We start from the raw sequence: 21,159 nt of genomic DNA on the forward strand, positions 1-21,159 counted from the left end.
TTATTCCTCAATTTCATTCAGGTTGCGGCCCGCCAGCGCGGCTTTAACCGTCTGATCCATACGGCGGGCGGCAAAGGCATCAGTCACTTGCGACAGGCGCTTGGTCTGTTGCTCGATGGCGTAGCCATCGTTGCCTTTCATCAGTTCGGCCAGTTCTTGCATCTGCAGGTCAATGACCATGCGCTCTTCGGCATCCAGCAGGCGTTCGCCATCGGCTTCAAGGGCACCCTGCACCGCTTCGAGCAGGCGCTGGGCATCCACTTGTTGCTCGCGCAATACGCGGGCGACTTTGTCGTCACCGGCATACTGGAACGAATCCTTGAGCATCTTGGCGATTTCGCCATCGGTGAGGCCGTAGGACGGCTTCACCTGGATGCTGGCTTCAACGCCCGAGGCCAGTTCGCGCGCTGCGACACTGAGTAAGCCATCGGCATCGACCTGGAAGGTCACGCGAATCTTGGCGGCACCGGCCACCATCGCTGGAATGCCACGCAACTCAAAGCGCGCCAGGGAGCGGCAGTCGCTGATCAGCTCGCGCTCACCTTGCAGCACATGAATCATCATGGCTGTCTGGCCGTCTTTGTAGGTGGTGAAGTCCTGGGCACGTGCGACAGGGATGGTAGTGTTACGCGGAATCACCTTCTCCATCAGGCCGCCCATGGTTTCCAGGCCCAGGGACAACGGGATCACGTCGAGCAACAGCAATTCGCCGCCATCGCGCTTGTTACCCGCCAGGGTATCGGCCTGGATGGCAGCGCCGATGGCGACGACTTGATCCGGGTCGATTTCGGTCAATGGTTGACGCCCAAAAGCCTCGGCGACCGCTTCACGCACGCGCGGCACGCGGGTGGAACCGCCGACCATGACCACTGCACCGACGTCTTCCAACTCGATACCGGAATCACGCACAGCGCGACGGCAGGCTTTAAGGCTGCGAGCGACCATCGGCTCGATCAGCGCATCAAAGGCTTCGCGGGTCAGCTGTGCCGACCAGTCACCGTAGGACACTTCAACAGAAGCAGCGTCAGTCAACGCTTCTTTGGCCGCGCAGGCCGTTTGCAGCAGGTTGCGCTGCGCGCCTGGGTCCAGGTCGGCCGACAAGCCGGCACTGCTGATGATCCAGCCAGCAATGGCGTGATCGAAATCATCACCACCCAGGGCGCTGTCGCCGCCGGTCGCGAGCACTTCAAACACACCGCCGGTTAGGCGCAGGATCGAAATATCGAAGGTGCCGCCGCCCAGGTCATAAATAGCGACCAGGCCTTCAGCGTGCTGATCGAGGCCGTAGGCCACCGCCGCCGCAGTCGGCTCGTTGAGCAGGCGCAGCACGTTGAGGCCAGCAAGCTTCGCTGCATCCTTGGTGGCTTGGCGCTGGGCGTCGTCGAAATACGCCGGAACAGTGATCACCGCCCCTACCAGCTCACCGCCCAGGGTGCTTTCTGCACGCTGGCGCAGCACTTTGAGGATATCGGCCGACACTTCAACCGGGCTCTTGGGCCCCTGGACGGTGTCGATGAACGGCATATGGGATTCACCGCCGACAAAGCGGTACGGCAGTTGGTCGCCCAATTGCTTGACGTCGGACAACCCACGACCCATCAAGCGCTTGACCGACAACACCGTGTTCAAGGGGTCGGCGGAAGCGGCCAGCTTGGCCGATTCGCCCACTTCAGTGCGGTCGGCGTGATAACGCACGGCGGACGGCAGGATCACCTGACCATCGGCATCGGGCAGTGGCTCGGACAGGCCGCTGCGCAAGGCAGCAACCAGGGAATTGGTGGTGCCCAGGTCAATCCCGACCGCCAGGCGACGCTGGTGCGGTTGAGGGCTTTGGCCGGGTTCGGCGATTTGCAGTAGAGCCATGGTAATCAGGTCTTATCTGTCTATCAGGCGTGCATCACGGGCAGCACTGGGTTAATCGTCGAGGCGCTCTTCTAGCTGGCGCACTTCGTAGGTGAGCTTGTCGAGGAATTGCATGCGCCGCATCAGGCGTTCGGCCTGCTCACGTTGCGCCGCATCATCCCAACAGGCTGCGAAGCTTTCGTTGAGCTCATCCTGGGCCGCCTTCAGACGGCGCTTGAAGACCACGACGCCAGCCACATCGGCTTCGTCCTGCAAGTCTTCGAGCTCTTCGCGCCACTGCATCTGCTGCATCAGGAAGTCCGGGTCATGCACGGTGACTTCCATCGGCAACTCACCACCCTTCATCGCCAGTAAATAACGCGCGCGTTTCGGGGGGCTTTTTAGCGTCTGATAGGCTTCGTTGAGGCTGGCCGATTGCTCCAGCGCCAAGCGTTGCTCACGCTCGGAAGCGTCGGCAAAGCGGTCCGGATGCACGCCACGCGCCAACTCACGGTAGCGCGTAGCAAGCTGCTCAAGGTCCAGCCGAAAGCTCGGCTGCAGCTCGAATAAAGCGAAATGACAAGGAGTACCCACGAGTAGCCTCAGATGTTGAAGCTTTCGCCGCAGCCACATTCACCGCGCACGTTAGGGTTGTTGAACTTGAAGCCTTCGTTCAACCCTTCCTTGACGAAATCGAGTTCGGTGCCGTCCAGGTAGGTCAGGCTTTTCGGGTCGATAATCACCTTTTCGCCGTGACTTTCGAACACCTGATCCTCTGCAACCACCTCGTCGACAAACTCCAGCACGTAGGCAAGGCCGGAACAGCCCGTGGTGCGTACACCCAGACGAATCCCCTCACCTTTACCGCGCCCATTCAGGGAGCGGCGAATGTGCTGCGCAGCCGCTTCTGTCATGCTGATAGCCATCGTTGACTCCTTACTCGTCGCCAAATGCTTAGATCAAGCCTTTCTTCTGCTTGTAGTCGCGAACCGCCGCCTTGATGGCGTCTTCAGCGAGTACCGAGCAGTGGATTTTCACTGGCGGCAGCGCCAGTTCTTCGGCCAGCTGGGTGTTGCTGATGGTGACAGCCTCATCCAGGGTCTTGCCTTTCATCCATTCGGTCGCCAGGGAGCTGGAGGCGATGGCCGAACCGCAGCCGTAAGTCTTGAATTTGGCGTCTTCGATAACGCCAGCATCGTTGACCTTGATCTGCAGGCGCATCACATCGCCGCACGCCGGAGCGCCGACCATGCCGGTGCCGACATCAGGATCTTCCGCGTTCATCTTGCCGACGTTGCGCGGGTTTTCGTAGTGGTCGATGACCTTTTCGCTGTAAGCCATGGTACTGAATCCTCACTCATCAGGGCCGCTCTGGAACCCTGTAGAAACGCCTGCGTTTTCCGCCACGTTCCTACAGAGCTTGGGTGGCGGCTTCTATAGTTAGTGTGCCGCCCACTCGATCTTGGAAATATCGACACCGTCTTTGTACATGTCCCACAGCGGCGACAGAACGCGCAGCTTGTTGACGGCTTCGCAGACCTTCTGCGCGGCGTAGTCGACTTGCTCTTCGGTGGTGAAGCGGCCGAACGTAAAGCGGATCGAGCTGTGGGCCAGTTCGTCGTTGCGGCCCAGGGCGCGCAGTACGTACGAAGGCTCAAGGGACGCCGAGGTGCAGGCCGAACCGGACGATACCGCCAGGTCCTTGAGCGCCATGATCAGCGACTCGCCTTCGACGTAGTTGAAGCTCAAATTCAGGTTGTGCGGTACACGGGCGGTCATGCTGCCGTTGATGTACAGCTCTTCAAGGTTTTCGACCTGCTTGTAGAAGCGATCGCTCAGAGCCTTGATACGCACGTTTTCGGCAGCCATATCTTCCTTGGCTACACGGAAGGCTTCGCCCATGCCGACGATCTGGTGGGTCGCCAGGGTGCCCGAACGCATGCCGCGCTCGTGACCGCCGCCGTGCATGGTCGCCTCGATGCGCACGCGAGGCTTGCGGCTCACGTACAGCGCGCCGATGCCTTTAGGGCCGTAAGTCTTGTGGGCAGAGAACGACATCAGGTCGACTTTCAGCTTGGACAGGTCGATATCGACCTTGCCGGTGGACTGAGCAGCGTCGACGTGCAGCAACACACCCTTGGAGCGGGTGAGCTCGCCGATGGCGGCGATGTCGTTGATGGTGCCGATTTCGTTGTTCACGTGGATCACCGAAACCAGGATGGTGTCTTCACGCATCGCAGCTTCGATCATGGCCGGAGTGACGATACCGTCGGTGGTCGGCTCGAGGTAGGTGACCTCGAAACCTTCACGCTCCAGTTGGCGCATGGTGTCCAGGACAGCCTTGTGCTCAATCTTGGTGGTGATCAGGTGTTTGCCTTTGGTCGCGTAGAAATGCGCCGCGCCCTTGATAGCCAGGTTGTCGGACTCGGTGGCACCGGAGGTCCAGACGATTTCGCGCGGGTCGGCATTGACCAGGTCAGCGACTTGGCGACGAGCGTTCTCGACCGCTTCCTCGGCTTTCCAGCCGAATACGTGGGAACGGGAGGCCGGGTTGCCGAAGTTTCCGTCGACCAGCAGGCATTCGCTCATTTTTTGCGCGACACGCGGATCAACCGGGGTGGTCGCTGAGTAATCAAGGTAAATCGGCAATTTCATGGACTTTCTCCTAAATCAGGCTGGCTGGCGTGCCGTTAGCTCTTCGGCTGTCACTCGACGGCGGACGCTTCAATCTTGTCCAGACGCGGCGCCTTGGTATTGCAACGGCGCTGGTCCTGACGCTGGGCTACTTCTTGCACCTCACGGCGAGTCACAAGATCAGCCAAGCTGATACCACTCAAAAACTCATGGATCTGCAGGCTCAAGTCACACCACAAGTGGTGCGTCAGGCAGGTGTCGCCGGCATGGCAGTCACCCAAACCCTGGCATTTGGTGGCATCGACGGATTCGTTGACCGCGTCGATCACCTGGGCCACCTGAATGCCCTGCATGTCGCGGGACAACTGATAGCCACCACCCGGACCGCGAACGCTGGAAACCAGATTGCTACGGCGCAATTTGGCGAACAACTGCTCGAGATAGGACAGGGAAATGCCTTGGCGCTCGGAGATATCGGCCAGGGACACCGGCCCAGTTTGCGCGTGCAAGGCCAAGTCGAGCATGGCGGTCACCGCGTATCGGCCTTTTGTAGTCAGTCTCATGGACAAGTACCAAGGTGTTTCAGAATGGGAGCAAGTATGCGATTCCCGAGTATTTAAGTCAACTATAAGACCTAGTACTTTAGTCAGGATTACCCGTAAAAAGGGCGCGCGAATCATAGCAGGGTGGGGTGGGATGGACCAGCGGGAACAGGCCTGCTGCAAGACCACTGAGCCAATAGAGCTCAAATGTGGGAGCTGGCTTGCCTGCGATAGCGGCCCATCAGCTTGCTTATAGGTTGCTGGCCCACCGCAATCGCAGGCAAGCCAGCTCCCACAAGGGACCGCGCTCAGCCTGCCTTGGTGGTAGCGGTTTCGTCCTTGATCTCAGCAAAATCTTCTTCGCGCAGTTCAGGCAAGTCTTTGGCACAGTACGGGCTGCCCAACTCCTTAAGCGCACCGCACATGCCCTCCAGCTTGCCATCCACCGCCTGCAGATGATCGAGCAATTGACCAATCGCACGAGCCACCGGGTCGGGCATGTCTTCACTGACGCCGTAGGCATCGAAGCCAATCTTCTCGGCCATGGCCTTGCGCTTGGCCTCTTGCTCATCACCAACTTGCGGCTTGGCGATGATGCGGCCTGGAATACCCACAACCGTGGCACCCGGCGGCACAGCCTTGGTCACTACCGCATTGGAGCCAACCTTCGCACCAGCCCCCACGGTAAACGGCCCGAGCACCTTAGCGCCCGCCCCTACCACCACACCATCGCCCAGCGTTGGGTGGCGCTTACCCTTGTTCCAGGTGGTGCCGCCCAGAGTCACGCCTTGATAGAGGGTGACGTCATCGCCGATCTCGGCCGTCTCGCCAATCACGATGCCCATACCGTGGTCGATAAAGAACCGACGGCCCACCTTGGCACCCGGGTGGATCTCGATACCGGTCAACCAGCGCCCGAAGTTCGATACCAGCCGCGCCAACCATTTCCAGCCCATGCCCCACAGGGCGCCGGACAGGCGGTGGATCCAGATCGCGTGCATGCCCGGGTAGCAGGTCAGCACTTCAAAGGCGTTGCGCGCCGCCGGGTCACGGTGGAAAACACTTTGGATATCTTCTCGCAAACGCTCGAACATTTTTAATCCTTCCGCTTAAGAAGCTCACCACGGGCCGCTTTCTGGGTTTCCGTGAGGATGCCACGCAATATGTTCATTTCAGCCCGGCTCACCGAGCTGCGGCCGTACAGGCGACGCAGGCGCGCCATCAAGTGCCGTGGCTTTTCAGGGTCGAGAAATTCGATGGCGACCAGGGTTTGCTCCAGGTGCTCATAGAACCGCTCCAGCTCGTCCATGGTGGCCAACTCGCCACTTTTGGTCGATGCAACCTCGTCCTTTTCCATTTTGCTTGGTTGGCCGGCAGCGGCCAGCCAGGCCATGCGCACTTCATAAGTCAGCACCTGCACCGCCGCCCCGAGGTTCAGCGAGCTGAACTCAGGGTCTGAGGGGATATGCACGTGATAATGACATCGCTGCAGCTCTTCGTTGGTCAGGCCGGAGTCTTCACGACCAAATACCAAGGCGATCTCAGCGCCGCCAACAGCCTCCTCCACCACTTTGGTGCCGCACTCACGGGGGTCCAGCAGCGGCCAAGGGATACGCCGGTCACGGGCGCTGGTGCCGAGCACCAGATTGCAGCCGACCAAGGCGTCCTCCAAGGTGGCGACCACCTGGGCATTTTCAAGCAAGTCATTGGCGCCGGACGCACGGGCATCCGCCTCGTGGTGCGGGAATATCCGCGGTTCGACCAGCACCAGGCGCGTCAGCCCCATGTTTTTCATGGCTCGCGCCACCCCGCCGATGTTGCCGGGATGACTGGTATTGACCAAGACGACACGAATGTTTTGCAGCAAGGGAGGCGCTCTCGGACACAGGAAAGGGGAGCAAATCTTACAGAACCGCCTAAGGTTATGCCATGAAAGCGAACGTCGTCCTTCACCTGAAGAAAGTTTCTGCTAGAATGCTCGGCTTTCTTTAACAACCTTAGGTGACCTATCCATGCAGCCCATGCTGAATATCGCGCTGCGCGCCGCCCGCAGCGCCAGTGAATTGATTTTCCGCTCCATCGAGCGCCTGGATACCATCAAGGTCGACGAAAAAGACGCCAAGGATTATGTATCCGAGGTGGATCGCGCCGCCGAACAGAAAATCATCGACGCCCTGCGCAAGGCCTACCCTACCCACGGCATCCTCGGCGAAGAAACCGGCCTGCATAAAGGCAGCGGCGAAGGCGAAGACTACCTGTGGATCATCGACCCACTGGATGGCACCACCAACTTCCTGCGCGGCATCCCACACTTTGCCGTGAGCATCGCCTGCAAATACCGTGGCCGCCTGGAACACGCCGTTGTGCTGGACCCGGTTCGCCAGGAAGAATTCACCGCCAGCCGTGGTCGTGGCGCCCAGTTGAACGGCCGCCGCCTGCGTGTCAGCGGCCGTACCAGCCTGGAAGGCGCTCTGCTGGGTACCGGCTTCCCGTTCCGTGACGACCAGATGGACAACCTGGAAAACTACCTGGGCATGTTCCGCGCTCTGGTTGGCCAGACCGCCGGCATCCGCCGCGCCGGTGCAGCCAGCCTGGACCTGGCGTATGTAGCCGCCGGTCGTTTTGATGCGTTCTGGGAGTCGGGCCTGTCCGAGTGGGACATGGCTGCTGGCGCCCTGCTGATTCAAGAAGCGGGCGGCCTGGTGAGCGACTTCACCGGTGGTCACGACTTCCTGGAGAAAGGCCACGTCGTGGCTGGCAACACCAAATGCTTCAAGGCAGTACTGACGGCGATCCAGCCGCACCTGCCGGCTTCGCTGAAGCGTTAAGCGAGCAAGCACAAAAAAAGCACCCCTCGGGGTGCTTTTTTATGCGCGGGATTTAGCAAAAAACCAATTCCAACTGACTCAATACAATCCAATGTGGGAGCTGGCTTGCCTGCGATGGCGGGCTGCCAACCAACGGATTAGTTACTGACCCACCGCTATCGCAGGCAAGCCAGCTCCCACATTTGGATCGAAACCAGACCTGGGGATTACTGCTGGTTCTGACCCAGGATCAAACGGCCTTCCTTGTCCACCGGAATCTGGCTGCCAGGGTCGCGCTCCATACGCACGGTACCTTCCTTGCCATCCAGGTTGTAACGCACGTCATAACCGACCACCTTGTCACTGATGTCGTTAACAGTGTTACAGCGAGTTTGCGTGGTGGTGTAGGTATCGCGGTTCTGCATGCCTTCCTGAACCTTGTTACCGGCGTAGCCACCACCGACCGCACCGGCCACGGTAGCCAGCTTCTTACCGTTACCGCCACCAATCTGGTTGCCTAGCAGGCCACCCGCAAGGGCACCCACCACAGTACCGGCGATTTGATGTTGGTCCTGCACCGGACGCTGCCGGGTCACAGTGACGTCCTTGCAGACCTCACGAGGAGTTTTGATTTGGGTTTTCACCGGCTGTACCGCCAGCACTTGCGCATACTCAGGGCCGCTTTTTACCAGGCTGTAGGTGGCAACAGCGCCTCCGGCAGTCACACCGACAGCACCCAATACCGCACCAACCAGCAACGACTTGTTCACATGAACCTCCTGACCATCACAAGCGGACCGAAAGATCCGCGCTATACCCAGCCTTGGAGCAAAAAAAAAGGCGCGAGTTCAATACTCGCGCCTTTCTTGTAACAGCGGATCAACAAGCGCCCATCAAGGACGGTCGTCGACCTCCTTGTCGGTAGCCGCAGGAGGGATCAAGTCTTCGCTGTTGAGGTTCAGCCAGATCAGCACCACGTTGGCGATGTAGATCGACGAGTAGGTACCCGCCAGAACACCGATAAACAGCGCCAGGGAAAAGCCCCACAGGTTGTCGCCGCCGAAGATCATCAGCGCAGCAATCGCCAGCAAGGTGGAGATCGACGTCGCCATGGTCCGCAGCAGGGTCTGGGTGGTGGAGATGTTGATGTTCTCGATCAACGTCGCCTTGCGCAGTACACGGAAGTTCTCACGAACCCGGTCGAATACCACGATGGTGTCGTTGAGCGAGTAACCAATGATCGCCAGCACGGCCGCCAATACGGTCAGGTCGAAGGTGATCTGGAAATAGGCCAGGATACCCACGGTGACGACCACGTCGTGGATCAGCGACACAATGGCGCCGACACCGAACTTCCACTGAAAGCGGAACGCCAGGTAGATCATGATGCCGACCAGCGCCATCAGCATGCCGAGGCCGCCCTGGTCGCGCAGCTCTTCACCCACTTGCGGGCCGACGAACTCGACGCGCTTGACCGACGCCGGGTTGTCGCCGCCCACCTTCTGCAAGGCCTCGGCTACCTGGTGACCCAGTTGCGGGTCTTCGCCAGGCATGCGCACCAGCAAGTCGGTGGTGGCACCAAAGCTCTGTACCACGGCTTCGTGATAGCCGGCCTTGACCAACTCGTTGCGCACCAGGGTAACGTCGGCCGGCTTCTCGTAGGTCAGCTCGATGAGCGTACCGCCGGTGAAGTCCAGGCCGTAGTTCAGGCCCTTATGGAACCAGCTGAACAACGCCAGAACGGTAAGGAGCACGGTGACGCCGAACGCAACGTTGCGAACGCCCATGAAGTTGATTGTACGTAACATGGCAGCCCCTTAAATCCACAACTTCTTGAAGTCACGCCCGCCAAAGATCAGGTTGACCATTGCGCGGGTCACCATGATGGCCGTGAACATCGAGGTAAAGATCCCGAGGGACATGGTCACCGCAAAGCCTTTCACCGGGCCGGTGCCCATGACGAAGAGAATCCCGCCGACCAACAGTGTGGTCAGGTTGGAGTCGAGGATCGCGGTAAATGCCCGGCCGAAGCCTTCGTTGATTGCACGCTGTACGGTCATGCCGGCGGCGATCTCTTCACGAATCCGCGAGAAGATCAGCACGTTGGCGTCCACCGCCATACCCATGGTGAGTACGATACCGGCAATACCTGGCAGGGTCAGTGTGGCACCCAGCAACGACATCAGGGCCAGCAGCATCACCATGTTGCCCGCCAGGGCAACGGTGGCGATCACACCAAAGAAGCGGTAGATGGCGATGATGAACAGCGACACGAACAACATGCCCCACAGCGCCGCATCGACACCCTTGGTGATGTTGTCGGCACCCAGGCTCGGGCCGATGGTACGTTCTTCAGCGAAGTACATCGGTGCCGCCAGGCCACCGGCACGCAGCAGCAACGCCAGCTCGGACGACTCGCCCTGGCCGTTCAGGCCAGTGATACGGAACTGAGCACCCAGCGGCGACTGGATGGTCGCCAGGCTGATGATCTTCTTCTCTTCCTTGAAGGTCTGCACCGGCACGTCTTTCTCGACGCCGTTGACCATCTGCTTGGTGTAGGTGGTCACCGGGCGCTGCTCGATGAAGATCACCGCCATGCTGCGACCGACGTTGCTGCGCGTGGCGCGGCTCATCAGTTCGCCGCCATGGCCATCCAGGCGGATGTTCACTTCCGGCGTGCCGTGCTCGCCGAAACCAGCCTTGGCGTCGGTCACCTGGTCACCGGTGATGATCAAGCCACGCTCGATCAACGCAGGAGGACGGTTGCCTTCACGGAATTCGAATTCTTCGGAAGTGGCACGCGTAGCGCCTGGGTCTGCCGCGAGACGGAACTCCAGGTTGGCGGTCTTGCCGAGGATACGCTTGGCTTCAGCGGTGTCCTGTACGCCCGGCAGCTCAACCACAATGCGGTTGGCGCCCTGGCGCTGCACGATCGGCTCGGCCACACCCAGCTCGTTGACGCGGTTACGCACCGTGGTCAAGTTCTGCTTGATGGAGTATTCGCGGATTTCCGCGATCTTGGCCGGGCTCATCGCCAGACGCAGTACCGCTTGACCATTGAGGTCGGCAGGCACGATGTCGAAATCATTGAAGTTCTTGCGGATCAGCGCACGGGCCTGTTCGCGGGATGCTTCGTCAGCAAAGCCCAGCTGAATGGCACCGTTGAGCTGCGGCAGGCTGCGATAGCGCAGCTTCTCTTTGCGCAGCAGGCTCTTCACGTCGCCTTCGTAGACTTTCAGACGTGCGTCCAGGGCCTTGTCCATGTCGACTTCCAGCAGGAAGTGCACACCACCGGACAAGTCCAGACCCAGCTTCATCGGGTGCGCGCCAATGCTGCGCAGCCATTGTGGCGTGGTCTGGGCCAGGTTGAGCGCGACAACGTAGTCGTCACCCATGGCCTTGCGTACGACATCTTTGGCCGGCAATTGGTCTTCTTGCTTGGTCAGGCGCAACAAGCCGCCTTTGGATCCAGCCGCCAAGGTTGCCGCTTTAACCTGGATACCCGCGTCATTGAGCGCTTTGCTCGCACGGTCCAGGTCTGCCTGATTGACTTGCAGCGAAGTGCTGGCGCCAGAGATCTGGATCGCCGGGTCATCAGGATAGAGATTGGGAGCGGAATAAATAAAACCGATCGCCAGCACCGCCAGGATCAGTACGTATTTCCACAGAGGGTATTTGTTCAGCATCACGCCGCCCGCTTATAACGCGGGGCGCCTTGCGCGCCCCGTCGATTGGTAAAGGTTGTTACTCAGATCGCTTTGAGCGTGCCTTTAGGCAGCGTGGCGGCGATGGCGCCCTTCTGGAACTTCATTTCCACGGTGTCGGAGACTTCCAGTACCACGAAAGCATCGGAAACCTTGGTGATCTTGCCGGCGATACCGCCAGTGGTCACGACTTCGTCGCCTTTTTGCAGGCTGCCCAGCAGGTTTTTCTGCTCTTTGGCGCGCTTGGCCTGTGGACGCCAGATCATCAGGTAGAAGATGACCAGGAAGCCGACCAGGAAAATCCACTCGAAACCACCGCCCATAGGGCCGGCAGCAGCAGGCGCAGCGGCGTCAGCCATGGCGTTAGAGATAAAAAAGCTCATTTAGCACTCCAGTTGCAAATAGTGAATCTTAGGGTCGGAAAACTCAGTCCAAGGGCGGCACAGGGAGGCCACGCTTGGCATAGAAGGCATCGACGAAGGCGGCCAATGTACCCTGTTGAATAGCCTCGCGCAAACCAGCCATCAGGACTTGGTAGTGACGCAAATTGTGGATGGTATTCAACATGCTACCCAGCATTTCCCCGCACTTGTCCAGATGGTGCAGATAAGCACGGGAGAAGTTCTGGCAGGTGTAGCAGTCACAGGTAGGATCCAGCGGCGAATCATCATGGCGATGGAACGCGTTACGGATCTTCAGCACGCCTGTATCGATGAACAGATGCCCATTGCGGGCATTACGGGTTGGCATCACGCAATCGAACATGTCCACACCGCGGCGCACACCCTCTACGAGATCTTCCGGTTTGCCAACGCCCATAAGGTAACGAGGTTTGTCTGCGGGCATCAGGCCCGGCAGGTAATCCAGCACCTTGATCATTTCGTGCTTGGGCTCGCCCACCGACAAACCGCCGATGGCCAGGCCGTCGAAGCCGATCTTGTCGAGGCCTTCCAACGAGCGTTTGCGCAGGCTTTCATGCATGCCGCCCTGGACAATACCGAACAGCGCCGCCGTGTTATCGCCATGGGCGTTCTTCGAACGCTGGGCCCAACGCAGCGACAACTCCATGGAGATACGCGCCACGTCTTCATCGGCCGGGTACGGTGTGCACTCGTCAAAAATCATCACGATGTCCGAACCCAAGTCGCGCTGCACCTGCATCGACTCTTCCGGGCCCATGAACACCTTGGCGCCGTCGACCGGCGAGGCGAAGGTCACGCCCTCCTCCTTGATCTTGCGCATGGCGCCCAGGCTGAACACCTGGAAACCACCGGAGTCGGTGAGAATCGGGCCCTGCCACTTCATGAAGTCATGCAGGTCGCCATGCTTCTTGATCACTTCCGTGCCCGGGCGCAGCCACAGGTGGAAGGTGTTGCCCAGAATGATTTCGGCGCCAGTGGCGACGATGTCACGGGGCAACATGCCTTTGACGGTGCCATAGGTGCCGACCGGCATGAACGCCGGGGTCTCCACAGTGCCACGCGGGAAGGTCAGCCGACCGCGACGGGCTTTGCCGTCCGTAGCGAGCAATTCAAACGACATACGACTCATAAGTGGTCCTCAGGGCCGCGCGGCGCCGGGTTACGGGTGATAAACATCGCATCACCGTAGCTGAAAAAACGGTACTCGTTAGCGATGGCGGCTTGATAAGCGGCCATGGTTTCCGGGTAACCGGCAAATGCCGACACCAGCATCAACAGCGTGGATTCGGGCAAATGGAAGTTGGTGACCAGGCAATCGACCACATGGAATGGCCGCCCTGGGAAAATGAAGATATCGGTGTCGCCACTGAACGGTTTGAGCACGCCATCACGTGCTGCGCTCTCCAGCGAACGCACACTGGTAGTGCCCACGGCCACCACTCGACCGCCCCGCGCCTTGCACGCCGCCACCGCATCCACCACGTCCTGGCTGACTTCCAGCCATTCGCTGTGCATATGGTGGTCTTCGATGTTATCCACACGCACCGGCTGAAACGTACCGGCCCCCACGTGCAGGGTCACATAGGCGGTGTCGACGCCCTTGGCGGCAATCGCATCCAGCAGTGGCTGGTCGAAATGCAGCCCGGCAGTCGGTGCGGCGACGGCGCCGAGGCGCTGTGAGTACACGGTCTGATAGCGCTCGCGGTCCGCGTCTTCGTCGGGGCGGTCTATATAAGGAGGCAACGGCATATGGCCGACGCGCTCCAACAGCGGCAACACTTCTTCGGCAAACTTGAGCTCGAACAAGGCATCGTGGCGCGCGACCATCTCGGCTTCGCCACCGCCCTCGATCAAGATGCTCGACCCCGGTTTGGGCGACTTGCTGGAGCGCACATGGGCCAGCACGCGATGGCTGTCCAGCACCCGCTCCACCAGGATTTCCAGCTTGCCGCCGGAAGCCTTCTGGCCAAACAGCCGCGCCGGAATCACCCGGGTATTGTTGAAAACCATCAGATCGCCTGGGCGCAAATGCTCAAGCAAATCAGTGAATTGACGGTGTGCGAGGGCACCGCTGGGCCCGTCAAGGGTCAGCAGTCGACTGGCGCGACGCTCGGCCAAAGGGTGGCGAGCGATCAGCGAATCAGGGAGCTCAAAAGTAAAGTCAGCAACGCGCATGATGGGGTTCGTCTAGCAGGGCCGGGAAGTCTAGCGGAAATAGTGAAAATAGACCATGAAACGTGATTGACCAACGGTAATCTCATCTCTATACTTCGCCGCCATTGAGCCCTGATGGCGGAATTGGTAGACGCGGCGGATTCAAAATCCGTTTTCGAAAGGAGTGGGAGTTCGAGTCTCCCTCGGGGCACCATAATTTTCCTTGTAAATCAAGGACTTAGAAAAGGGGTAGAAAGAAATTTCTACCCCTTTTTCTATCCAAAAAATCTACCCTTCTCATACCCTTTTCTTGGGAAAAACCGCCTCCCGGTGGCGTCCGCTTCGGCTTCGCTCTGCACACCTGAAACGGTGTATTGAAGCTATCCTTCTTATCCAGACCGTTTGACGTGCTGCGGCTCTGCAGCAGTGCGGGAAAGGGTCAACCATGGATCGAATGTGTCTCATACTCAGGTGAGGATTAGCCTAAGAATGATTATCAGACCATTTACTATTTAGATTGCCACTAAGCTCTGCAAAAACCTCTACATAAAAAGCGACAAAAAGCATGATGGCAAAATGACACGCCATGGGTTAGTGTTTGTGTTATTTCGCTGGGTTCATCGGTGTAGGTAACTAATATGTTTGGGCACTATAAAAATAGACAGAAGCATTACGAAATAGTCAAACAGATATTATGGCAAGACTATAAAGTTGATAACGAGTTGAATCCAAATTTTATTTCGCTATCCGATTATAAAAGCATAGTTGATGAAGCTGTTCGTGATGAGATAAATGATGAAGAGGTCGCATTAAAAGTTGTGACCAGATATTGTGTTAACTTGGCAGCCAATGGCCATATACAAGATGCAAAACAATTAGCTCCAAGAGTTCTATTTGCTGCTGAGTATTTTTTAGATCGCGGCTTAATATCAAAAAAAATCTGGAATTACGTGAATACAGGGCTATCAAGTTATGTTCTGCCTACCAAAGACTGAATACAACATATTGGCCTGCTAGGTCGTTTTTAGCGGTTGAAGTTGTTCAAGCTTGAAAAATTACCAGATGAACGCGGTGGATGGTCATTTCATATTCTGTGAAATTTAAAGAATATGGTTGACCTCTATTTGATAATTAAGGTCCCACCTTAAATATATTTTCGGTTTTCTATTGACAACGTTTTTCATTGATTTTAAGCCAAAAAACGACTATCCAAGAAAATTGAAACTCAAAAAACCGACAAAAAACGTAGAAAAAACTCAATGCACTTTTCTAGTGCGTCAACAGAAACAAGCTAAAAACGGCGTGTTTTAATTCCCGGTATTACCATACGCACAAGATGGTAAATCGTCTAAAAACGGCAATTTCAAAGGTTTTGATTTTTGAAAGTTTTGCTACTCAAAATTTATTGAATATAAAAATTTGAGTTCTACGCTTTTGATTTTGATATGCGAACTTTGTTCGCAATACCCAGATGCTTTTCGCCTGTTAGGGCGGGCTTTTGCTTTTGCTCTTCTTGGATAACTCTTAAATAAGTGTCGCAAGTTGATTTTATAGGTTTTTTTGACCGTTTTTGATTTTTAAAAAAATCAGCTTTTTTACAGGTTAGAAAGTAAAAATATTTATTTATTTGACAACCATGCACGGCATGGTATTTGTATTAGTAACGAACAATAATAACTTTCATGATATTTATTCCACAACGCATAATCCTTAAAAATCTTACTCCTGAATTTTTCTTTGCAGAATGTGAAAGGCAGTATTTTTTTGAGCGAGCCATCGAAAAAAAGATGATTGCAAAGGAATGTCTTGAAAATAAGTTAAATAACTCATCAAAAAGAAAGCGTGAAAACATAGCCAAAGAAATAAGAAACCTCAAAAATAAATTCACTTGGGTTGCCACTTGCAGTGAATATAGATGCTGGAAGATACGACATAAATACATTCTAGCTGGCGATTTGGACGAAATCGTCAAAAATATCACGTTTGTTTTCGAGAGAATTCAAGAGCAACTAATAATAAAGCAGAGAAACCTCGACAACGATGACTCCGGCGAGAGTATTTTTTCACGCATAAAGAATGATTGGGATATCGGTTATGGTATCAAAATAAAGGACATTAAAGGGTCAACTATAAAAGACAAGCTCATCAACATTGCTGATGAGAAAAGACTTAAATCACAAATAAAAAGAATACAAAAACAAAGAAGCGAACTTTTAAAGCTGCACTCAGGTTTGATTGGTTCCGGTCGAGCATTTGAGATTTGTAGTGATGAAGTTGTTCGCAATAGAGAAGCTGACGAAGCCAGCCAGCTTGATTACATAATGAAGAAATCTCTTGTTAATGAAAACAACAAGAAAATCCCACTATGGAAAGTAGCAAGCACTGAAAAGCAAAGATTTGCTGAGATATTTATCCAAGTCTCATCGTTGGACGCCTATGCCAAACAACTTAACTATAAGCCTCTTTTCATAACTTTTACCGCTCCGGCAAGATTTCATCCAAAGCCGTCGAAAGGCGTTAGTTCTTGGGACGGTTCAACCCCAAAGGATAGCAATGATTACTTGAAAGGCTTATGGAATGCTTTTAGAAAAGACATCCATAGACATAAGATTGAGATGAATGGTTTCTGGGCAGTCGAACCTCACAAAGACCAGTGCTTTCATAAGCACGCTTTAATGTATGTTAATAAGAAACATTATGACGAATTAGTAATCTTGATTAACAAGCATTTTAGACACTCGGAAAACGCCGTAAGAATTGAAGAAATTGACGCAAAGAAAAGCAAGGCAACATCATACGTGATGAAGTATCTAAGGATGGTCTGAAGTAGCCATGTATTTCCCCGGCATACCACCTAGCGCAACTTTTAAACTCGCCAAATGATCAAAAAACAATCAATTCGACGAGTATTTCTTACGTTTTCGCCACCCGGACCCCACTCCGGTGGCCATTTCCCGCATTACAGGCGCACCTCTCCTGCATTCGTCAGTAAATGTCGGCGCGCCATCCACAGGTTCGACAGAGCGAACAGTGTCACCAGTTGCGCCGTGTTTTTGGCCAAGCCGCGAAAGCGCACCTTGGTGTAACCGAACTGGCGCTTGATTACCCGGAACGGATGCTCGACCTTGGCGCGCACCTGAGCCTTGGCCTTTTCAATCTTGCGCTTGGCTTTGTACAGCACGCTGCGTTATCGAGTTTTTGTAGGTGCTGCGGCGTGCCGCCACCTGCCAGATAACTTCACGTCCTTCATGCTCGGCCGCTTTTCGACACCGGTGTAGCCTGCATCGGCGCAGACCACGTTTTCGTCGCCATGCAGCAATTTGTCCACCTGGGTGACATCCGCCACATTGGCCGCCGTGCCCACTACGCTGTGCACCAGACCCGATTCGTCATCGGCGCCGATGTGGGCCTTCATGCCAAAATAATACTGGTTTCCCTTCTTGGTCTGGTGCATTTCCGGGTCGCGCTTGCCGTCCTTGTTCTTGGTCGAACTGGGCGCATTGATCAGCGTTGCATCGACGATGGTGCCCTGGCGCAGCGACAGGCCGCGGTCGCCCAGATAGCCATTGATGACAGCGAGGATGCCGGCCGCCAGCTCGTGTTTCTCCAGCAAGCGGCGGAAGTTGAGAATGGTGGTTTCGTCGGGGATGCGCTCCAGGTTCAGCCCGGCAAACTGGCGCAGGATCGTGGTTTCGTACAGCGCTTCCTCCATCGCTGGATCGCTGTAGCCGAACCAGTTCTGCAGCAGATGCACACGCAGCATCGCCATCAACGGGTAGGCCGGACGGCCACCTTCACCTTTCGGATAATGTGGCTCGATCAAAGCAATCAAGCCCTTCCACGGCACCACCCGATCCATCTCGATCAGGAACAACTCCTTGCGGGTTTGCTTGCGCTTGCCAGCGTACTCGGCGTCGGCGAAGGTCATCTGCTTCATCGGGAAACTCGGTGGGTGGGGTCGCGGTATTTTGCCAAATCAGAAAGTCTTTTTCAGAGTTTCCCTAACTAAGTCATTCAATTTGGAATTCGAGTTAAAAGGCGGCGTCCTAAATGTAGATAAGTTGGAAATCTCAAATCACAAAAAAGTTAGAGCAGTTCAAGCACTGTGGTCTGTGCGTAGATATGCAATGTTCGGCGTTAAGAATACGCTTTCATTGTGGAGAGAGCTGAAAAGAAAATCATTCTTGAAAGGCAAGAATGACGTTATTGATAAGGCGTTCGCATTTGTGGACAAGAACGATTTCATTGGGTTCTCTATATTTGTAAATGGAAACCTAAAAATAATGAGGCTATACAGCAAAATACAAGTATTTAAGAATGACCTGCTCGGTGATGTTTTCGGAAAAAGACTAATAGGTAAATACATAATTGATTTGAGCACAAAAGAAATGATTGATATAAAAGCAAATTACAAAATTGTTGATACTGCATTGCTTGATGCTGCCGAGTTGCAATAAATAAATACTTATCTATTGATTATTTATAATCGCATGTTATATTGTTATCAAGAACAGGAGATTATGAGCATGCAACTAATAAGGGTAACTAGCAAAAGAAAAGAAATCTTAAAATATACAAAAAAACTAGGTCTTTATGGTTTATATAAAGATGTTAAGAATGCACATGACAAAAGTGTTTGTCATTTGATTTTTGACCCATTAGATTACACATTCAAGGTGCTGGTAGACCAAAGTAGAGTTCCTTACGAATATCAAGACGAATGTATAAGGGACTTATAACAAAGCCAGCTAATGCTGGTTTTTTTGTGCCTGAATTTTGTCAAGAAAAATATGTATTTATTTGACTTTGCTTTTATTTGTGCTCTAATAAATATATATAAATAAGAAAGGGACACTAATGAAAAAACCAAAAGCAAAAGCAAATCTTAAAGTTTGCACCATCACACTCGACGCTGAAACACATAATCAATTTAGAGAAATTGCCAATACTCACAAATTTCCGTTGTCACGCTTTATAAATGATTGTATGAAAGAATACTTAAATGTAAGCAAAGTTAACGGGTTCAACAAAGATGTAACGCTACAAGTTGGAATTAGAAACTTTCAAATCCAAGACAAATAAAAAGCCCTGATAGGGCTATTTTGTTAACTGTGGTTTTAAGTCAAACGTAACCGCTCTTTTGTTTGCCATCTGTGCTTTAAAAGCTTGTTCAAGCTGTTTTGCGGCTGACGGGTCTCTTTCTTTAATTTCATCAAATAGATTATATAATTTCTGTCTTAATTCATATTGACGCTTAACCTCTCCAGTTTTTATGCCATTACGATTGTCTGGAATGTTGTCCATTTCTCTATGCCCCGCGATGTCTCGTGTGCTGTTGCCCGGAAATAAACTTTTCGTTAGTCTCGGTTGCAACCATTCAAATTCTTCAACAATTTCATCATTCGAATATGTTGAATAGTCGCCATCAATCTTATGGTTTTCAGGCTCTGGAATCGGCTCCGGTGTCATCGGTGCGTAAATGTCATCTACGGCAGGCTCTACTGGTGTAGGTGTCTCTAAGGCCTTTGTAGGAGCTTCTGCGACAGGTGTAGGGTTGGATGGCTCAAACTCTTTCATCAAGTCATCAATCAAGTCATCGTTGGTAGGTGCTACCTGTTCTTGTTCAACCTGCTTTGTAGGCTCTGGTGGCTTCTCAGGAGCTTTTTGAAGAGGTATAGGCATGACAGGCTCAACTGGTTTAGGTGCTTCTACGGCCACCGTAGGGGCTTCTGGTGCTGGTTGCGGTTTAGGATCGGCCTTCTTATTCATCGAAGCATATTGCTCCTGAATTTTCTTCAATTCGTCTAAATCTGCTGGGGTAGGTTTGTAGCCTTCAAGCTTGAAGCCTTTGGCTTCCAATCCCATTAGCTGAAATTCGAGCCATACATTCTTCTTGAAGTAATCAGGGCCATTCACTGTAAATGATTGTGGTGGTTTGGCGTCGGCAACAAGTCTTTGAATGCCAGCCTTTGCTGACTGTCTTGATAAATCATGGAATGAAACTTTTGATGGGTCTTTGTAATACTCGAATGATTTCTTGCTACTGGCTGAATTATAGAAATATTCAACCTTGTCACTATGCTGAATAAACTTGAACTTAGTAGCAAGCACTGAGTTTGGTTTAATCTTTTTCATGTAGTCGGGTTCTGCTTCGGTTGAAGCGATTGAACAATTTTCGTATTCCTTTACGTTGTGCTTATTTTTTAAAGTCTGCTCAAAGCCAGTGTCATCACCTAGTTTCGCTTTAAGTGTTTTGTAAGATAGGCCAAGCTCGGATGCTTTGAATATCTGGTCTTCATGTTGAATGGAGAAAGATGATTTGCCATTGTGAATGACATTGAAACCATTCTCGGTTATCTGGTTGATGAAGTCGGATGGGCTGGAAGCATTGTTAAGGAAATCACTCAAAGCGTCTTTCATTTGTTTCTTGTTAGAAATAACGCCACGAACGTCAAGCATTCTTTCTTTTGTTGATGGATGCTTGTCTTTGTATTTCTTGTTGATAATGTCTTTCTTATCTTGCAGTGTTAGCTCTTTTATTTTGTCGAGTTCATCCATGTCTCTTGAAATTCGATTTTCGGGAACTATTAGATTGTATTTTTGTTCAAGCTTTTCACATTCTCTTTCAATAACACGGTAGTCATTGCTGACGTTGTAACACTTGCCATTAAAATCTTTTAAAGCCCACACAATATGAACATGAACCTCATCTGTATCAATGTGAACACCCAACGCATACTTTCTATTTGAAAGGTTGTGCGTTTGTTCATAGAGTTCTTTTACTATCTGCTTCGCTTGTTCAGGGGTAACGTTATCATTGGTATGAAAGCTGACCATATCGTGCTGACTTCTAACTGATTGCTTTCTGCCCTTTGTTCTAACAGCAACATCATTTTCGATGGATGTTGCAATAGCATTCGCAATTTGTCTTTTGGATGAGTTCATAGGTGTGTAGATGTTGCTTTCGAACAATACACATCCCTCATCTTTGTGAAAGTATTTAGAAGCCTTATATACTCCTGACCTGCTTTTCTGGGTGCTCAATCTTTTCCTT

20 protein-coding genes, 1 tRNA gene and 1 pseudogene are annotated in these 21,159 nt (G+C 53.5%); 6 read left to right on the forward strand and 16 right to left on the reverse strand.

What is annotated here, in order from left to right:
• From hscA to trmJ, 8 genes are all read right to left on the reverse strand, one after another.
• Positions 1-1,863, reverse strand: coding sequence for a Fe-S protein assembly chaperone HscA (gene hscA / locus PSH76_RS24625; protein ID WP_003194017.1), 1,863 nt, complete (start codon positions 1,861-1,863; stop codon positions 1-3).
• A gap of 51 nt (positions 1,864-1,914) precedes the next feature.
• On the reverse strand, positions 1,915-2,436 hold the full coding sequence (hscB, locus tag PSH76_RS24630; protein WP_032895386.1) for a co-chaperone HscB: 522 nt from the start codon (positions 2,434-2,436) through the stop codon (positions 1,915-1,917).
• A gap of 8 nt (positions 2,437-2,444) precedes the next feature.
• Positions 2,445-2,768, reverse strand: a complete 324-nt coding sequence (iscA, locus tag PSH76_RS24635; RefSeq protein WP_003175963.1) for an iron-sulfur cluster assembly protein IscA — start codon at positions 2,766-2,768, stop codon at positions 2,445-2,447.
• 28 nt (positions 2,769-2,796) lie between these two features.
• On the reverse strand, positions 2,797-3,183 hold the full coding sequence (gene iscU, locus PSH76_RS24640) for a Fe-S cluster assembly scaffold IscU (protein ID WP_003175965.1): 387 nt from the start codon (positions 3,181-3,183) through the stop codon (positions 2,797-2,799).
• A gap of 99 nt (positions 3,184-3,282) precedes the next feature.
• On the reverse strand, positions 3,283-4,497 hold the full coding sequence (locus tag PSH76_RS24645; RefSeq protein ID WP_003194019.1) for an IscS subfamily cysteine desulfurase: 1,215 nt from the start codon (positions 4,495-4,497) through the stop codon (positions 3,283-3,285).
• 50 nt (positions 4,498-4,547) lie between these two features.
• A complete protein-coding gene (iscR, locus tag PSH76_RS24650; protein ID WP_003194020.1) occupies positions 4,548-5,039 on the reverse strand; it encodes a Fe-S cluster assembly transcriptional regulator IscR in 492 nt (163 codons plus the stop codon).
• Positions 5,040-5,326: 287 nt separating this feature from the next.
• On the reverse strand, positions 5,327-6,112 hold the full coding sequence (gene cysE / locus PSH76_RS24655; protein ID WP_032895385.1) for a serine O-acetyltransferase: 786 nt from the start codon (positions 6,110-6,112) through the stop codon (positions 5,327-5,329).
• 2 nt (positions 6,113-6,114) lie between these two features.
• Complete coding sequence (trmJ, locus tag PSH76_RS24660; protein ID WP_305493051.1) at positions 6,115-6,885, reverse strand: tRNA (cytosine(32)/uridine(32)-2'-O)-methyltransferase TrmJ; 771 nt, start codon at positions 6,883-6,885, stop codon at positions 6,115-6,117.
• A gap of 145 nt (positions 6,886-7,030) precedes the next feature.
• Between trmJ and suhB the strand changes: the two genes are divergently transcribed.
• A complete protein-coding gene (gene suhB / locus PSH76_RS24665) occupies positions 7,031-7,846 on the forward strand; it encodes an inositol-phosphate phosphatase (RefSeq protein ID WP_005791195.1) in 816 nt (271 codons plus the stop codon).
• 206 nt (positions 7,847-8,052) lie between these two features.
• Here the strand turns inward: suhB and PSH76_RS24670 are convergent, their stop codons facing one another.
• The 6 genes from PSH76_RS24670 to queA form a co-directional block, all read right to left on the reverse strand.
• On the reverse strand, positions 8,053-8,595 hold the full coding sequence (locus PSH76_RS24670) for a glycine zipper 2TM domain-containing protein (RefSeq protein ID WP_003194023.1): 543 nt from the start codon (positions 8,593-8,595) through the stop codon (positions 8,053-8,055).
• Between the two features lie 123 nt (positions 8,596-8,718).
• Positions 8,719-9,633 (reverse strand): protein translocase subunit SecF, encoded by a 915-nt coding sequence (gene secF / locus PSH76_RS24675; RefSeq protein WP_032895384.1) that lies wholly within the window; start codon positions 9,631-9,633, stop codon positions 8,719-8,721.
• 9 nt (positions 9,634-9,642) lie between these two features.
• A complete protein-coding gene (gene secD, locus PSH76_RS24680; RefSeq protein WP_305493052.1) occupies positions 9,643-11,511 on the reverse strand; it encodes a protein translocase subunit SecD in 1,869 nt (622 codons plus the stop codon).
• Between the two features lie 62 nt (positions 11,512-11,573).
• On the reverse strand, positions 11,574-11,912 hold the full coding sequence (yajC, locus tag PSH76_RS24685) for a preprotein translocase subunit YajC (protein ID WP_003175975.1): 339 nt from the start codon (positions 11,910-11,912) through the stop codon (positions 11,574-11,576).
• Between the two features lie 43 nt (positions 11,913-11,955).
• Positions 11,956-13,071: a tRNA guanosine(34) transglycosylase Tgt gene (gene tgt / locus PSH76_RS24690; protein ID WP_032803964.1), complete on the reverse strand. Its 1,116-nt coding sequence runs from the start codon at positions 13,069-13,071 to the stop codon at positions 11,956-11,958.
• A gap of 5 nt (positions 13,072-13,076) precedes the next feature.
• Positions 13,077-14,126 (reverse strand): tRNA preQ1(34) S-adenosylmethionine ribosyltransferase-isomerase QueA, encoded by a 1,050-nt coding sequence (queA, locus tag PSH76_RS24695; RefSeq protein ID WP_305493053.1) that lies wholly within the window; start codon positions 14,124-14,126, stop codon positions 13,077-13,079.
• Positions 14,127-14,234: 108 nt separating this feature from the next.
• Here queA and PSH76_RS24700 point away from each other — a divergent pair.
• The 3 genes from PSH76_RS24700 to PSH76_RS24710 all read left to right on the forward strand — a co-directional run bounded on the left by PSH76_RS24700 (position 14,235) and on the right by PSH76_RS24710 (position 16,930).
• Positions 14,235-14,319, forward strand: a tRNA-Leu gene (locus PSH76_RS24700).
• Positions 14,320-14,743: 424 nt separating this feature from the next.
• The gene (locus PSH76_RS24705) at positions 14,744-15,100 is read left to right on the forward strand and encodes a hypothetical protein (protein WP_143129379.1); all 357 of its coding nucleotides are present in this window, start codon (positions 14,744-14,746) and stop codon (positions 15,098-15,100) included.
• Positions 15,101-15,787: 687 nt separating this feature from the next.
• Positions 15,788-16,930, forward strand: coding sequence for a replication endonuclease (locus PSH76_RS24710; RefSeq protein ID WP_305493054.1), 1,143 nt, complete (start codon positions 15,788-15,790; stop codon positions 16,928-16,930).
• Positions 16,931-17,064: 134 nt separating this feature from the next.
• On the opposite strand, the pseudogene PSH76_RS24715 reads toward PSH76_RS24710, so the two are convergent.
• Positions 17,065-18,042 (reverse strand): annotated as a pseudogene (locus PSH76_RS24715) (IS5 family transposase).
• A gap of 82 nt (positions 18,043-18,124) precedes the next feature.
• Between PSH76_RS24715 and PSH76_RS24720 the strand changes: the two are divergent.
• Both PSH76_RS24720 and PSH76_RS24725 read left to right on the forward strand, forming a co-directional pair.
• Entirely contained in the window at positions 18,125-18,562 is a 438-nt protein-coding gene (locus PSH76_RS24720) for a hypothetical protein (RefSeq protein ID WP_305493055.1), read from the forward strand.
• A 400-nt stretch (positions 18,563-18,962) separates the two neighbouring features.
• Positions 18,963-19,187, forward strand: a complete 225-nt coding sequence (locus tag PSH76_RS24725) for a hypothetical protein (RefSeq protein ID WP_143129380.1) — start codon at positions 18,963-18,965, stop codon at positions 19,185-19,187.
• A gap of 15 nt (positions 19,188-19,202) precedes the next feature.
• Here PSH76_RS24725 and PSH76_RS24730 read toward each other — a convergent pair whose 3' ends face one another.
• Positions 19,203-21,149, reverse strand: coding sequence for a relaxase/mobilization nuclease domain-containing protein (locus tag PSH76_RS24730; protein ID WP_161781308.1), 1,947 nt, complete (start codon positions 21,147-21,149; stop codon positions 19,203-19,205).
• Positions 21,150-21,159: the final 10 nt, after the last annotated feature.

It is taken from the genome of Pseudomonas sp. FP215 (assembly GCF_030687795.1).
Taxonomy (GTDB): domain Bacteria; phylum Pseudomonadota; class Gammaproteobacteria; order Pseudomonadales; family Pseudomonadaceae; genus Aquipseudomonas; species Aquipseudomonas salmasensis.

Bases quoted from the DNA above. Each gene is read 5' to 3' on its own strand.
- hscA (WP_003194017.1), bottom strand. From the start codon at position 1,863: ATGGCTCTACTGCAAATCGCCGAACCCGGCCAAAGCCCTCAACCGCAC.
- iscA (WP_003175963.1), bottom strand. From the start codon at position 2,768: ATGGCTATCAGCATGACAGAAGCGGCTGCGCAGCACATTCGCCGCTCC.
- iscU (WP_003175965.1), bottom strand. From the start codon at position 3,183: ATGGCTTACAGCGAAAAGGTCATCGACCACTACGAAAACCCGCGCAAC.
- PSH76_RS24645 (WP_003194019.1), bottom strand. From the start codon at position 4,497: ATGAAATTGCCGATTTACCTTGATTACTCAGCGACCACCCCGGTTGAT.
- iscR (WP_003194020.1), bottom strand. From the start codon at position 5,039: ATGAGACTGACTACAAAAGGCCGATACGCGGTGACCGCCATGCTCGAC.
- cysE (WP_032895385.1), bottom strand. From the start codon at position 6,112: ATGTTCGAGCGTTTGCGAGAAGATATCCAAAGTGTTTTCCACCGTGAC.
- suhB (WP_005791195.1), top strand. From the start codon at position 7,031: ATGCAGCCCATGCTGAATATCGCGCTGCGCGCCGCCCGCAGCGCCAGT.
- secF (WP_032895384.1), bottom strand. From the start codon at position 9,633: ATGTTACGTACAATCAACTTCATGGGCGTTCGCAACGTTGCGTTCGGC.
- secD (WP_305493052.1), bottom strand. From the start codon at position 11,511: ATGCTGAACAAATACCCTCTGTGGAAATACGTACTGATCCTGGCGGTG.
- yajC (WP_003175975.1), bottom strand. From the start codon at position 11,912: ATGAGCTTTTTTATCTCTAACGCCATGGCTGACGCCGCTGCGCCTGCT.
- tgt (WP_032803964.1), bottom strand. From the start codon at position 13,071: ATGTCGTTTGAATTGCTCGCTACGGACGGCAAAGCCCGTCGCGGTCGG.
- queA (WP_305493053.1), bottom strand. From the start codon at position 14,126: ATGCGCGTTGCTGACTTTACTTTTGAGCTCCCTGATTCGCTGATCGCT.
- PSH76_RS24705 (WP_143129379.1), top strand. From the start codon at position 14,744: ATGTTTGGGCACTATAAAAATAGACAGAAGCATTACGAAATAGTCAAA.
- PSH76_RS24710 (WP_305493054.1), top strand. From the start codon at position 15,788: ATGATATTTATTCCACAACGCATAATCCTTAAAAATCTTACTCCTGAA.
- PSH76_RS24725 (WP_143129380.1), top strand. From the start codon at position 18,963: ATGAAAAAACCAAAAGCAAAAGCAAATCTTAAAGTTTGCACCATCACA.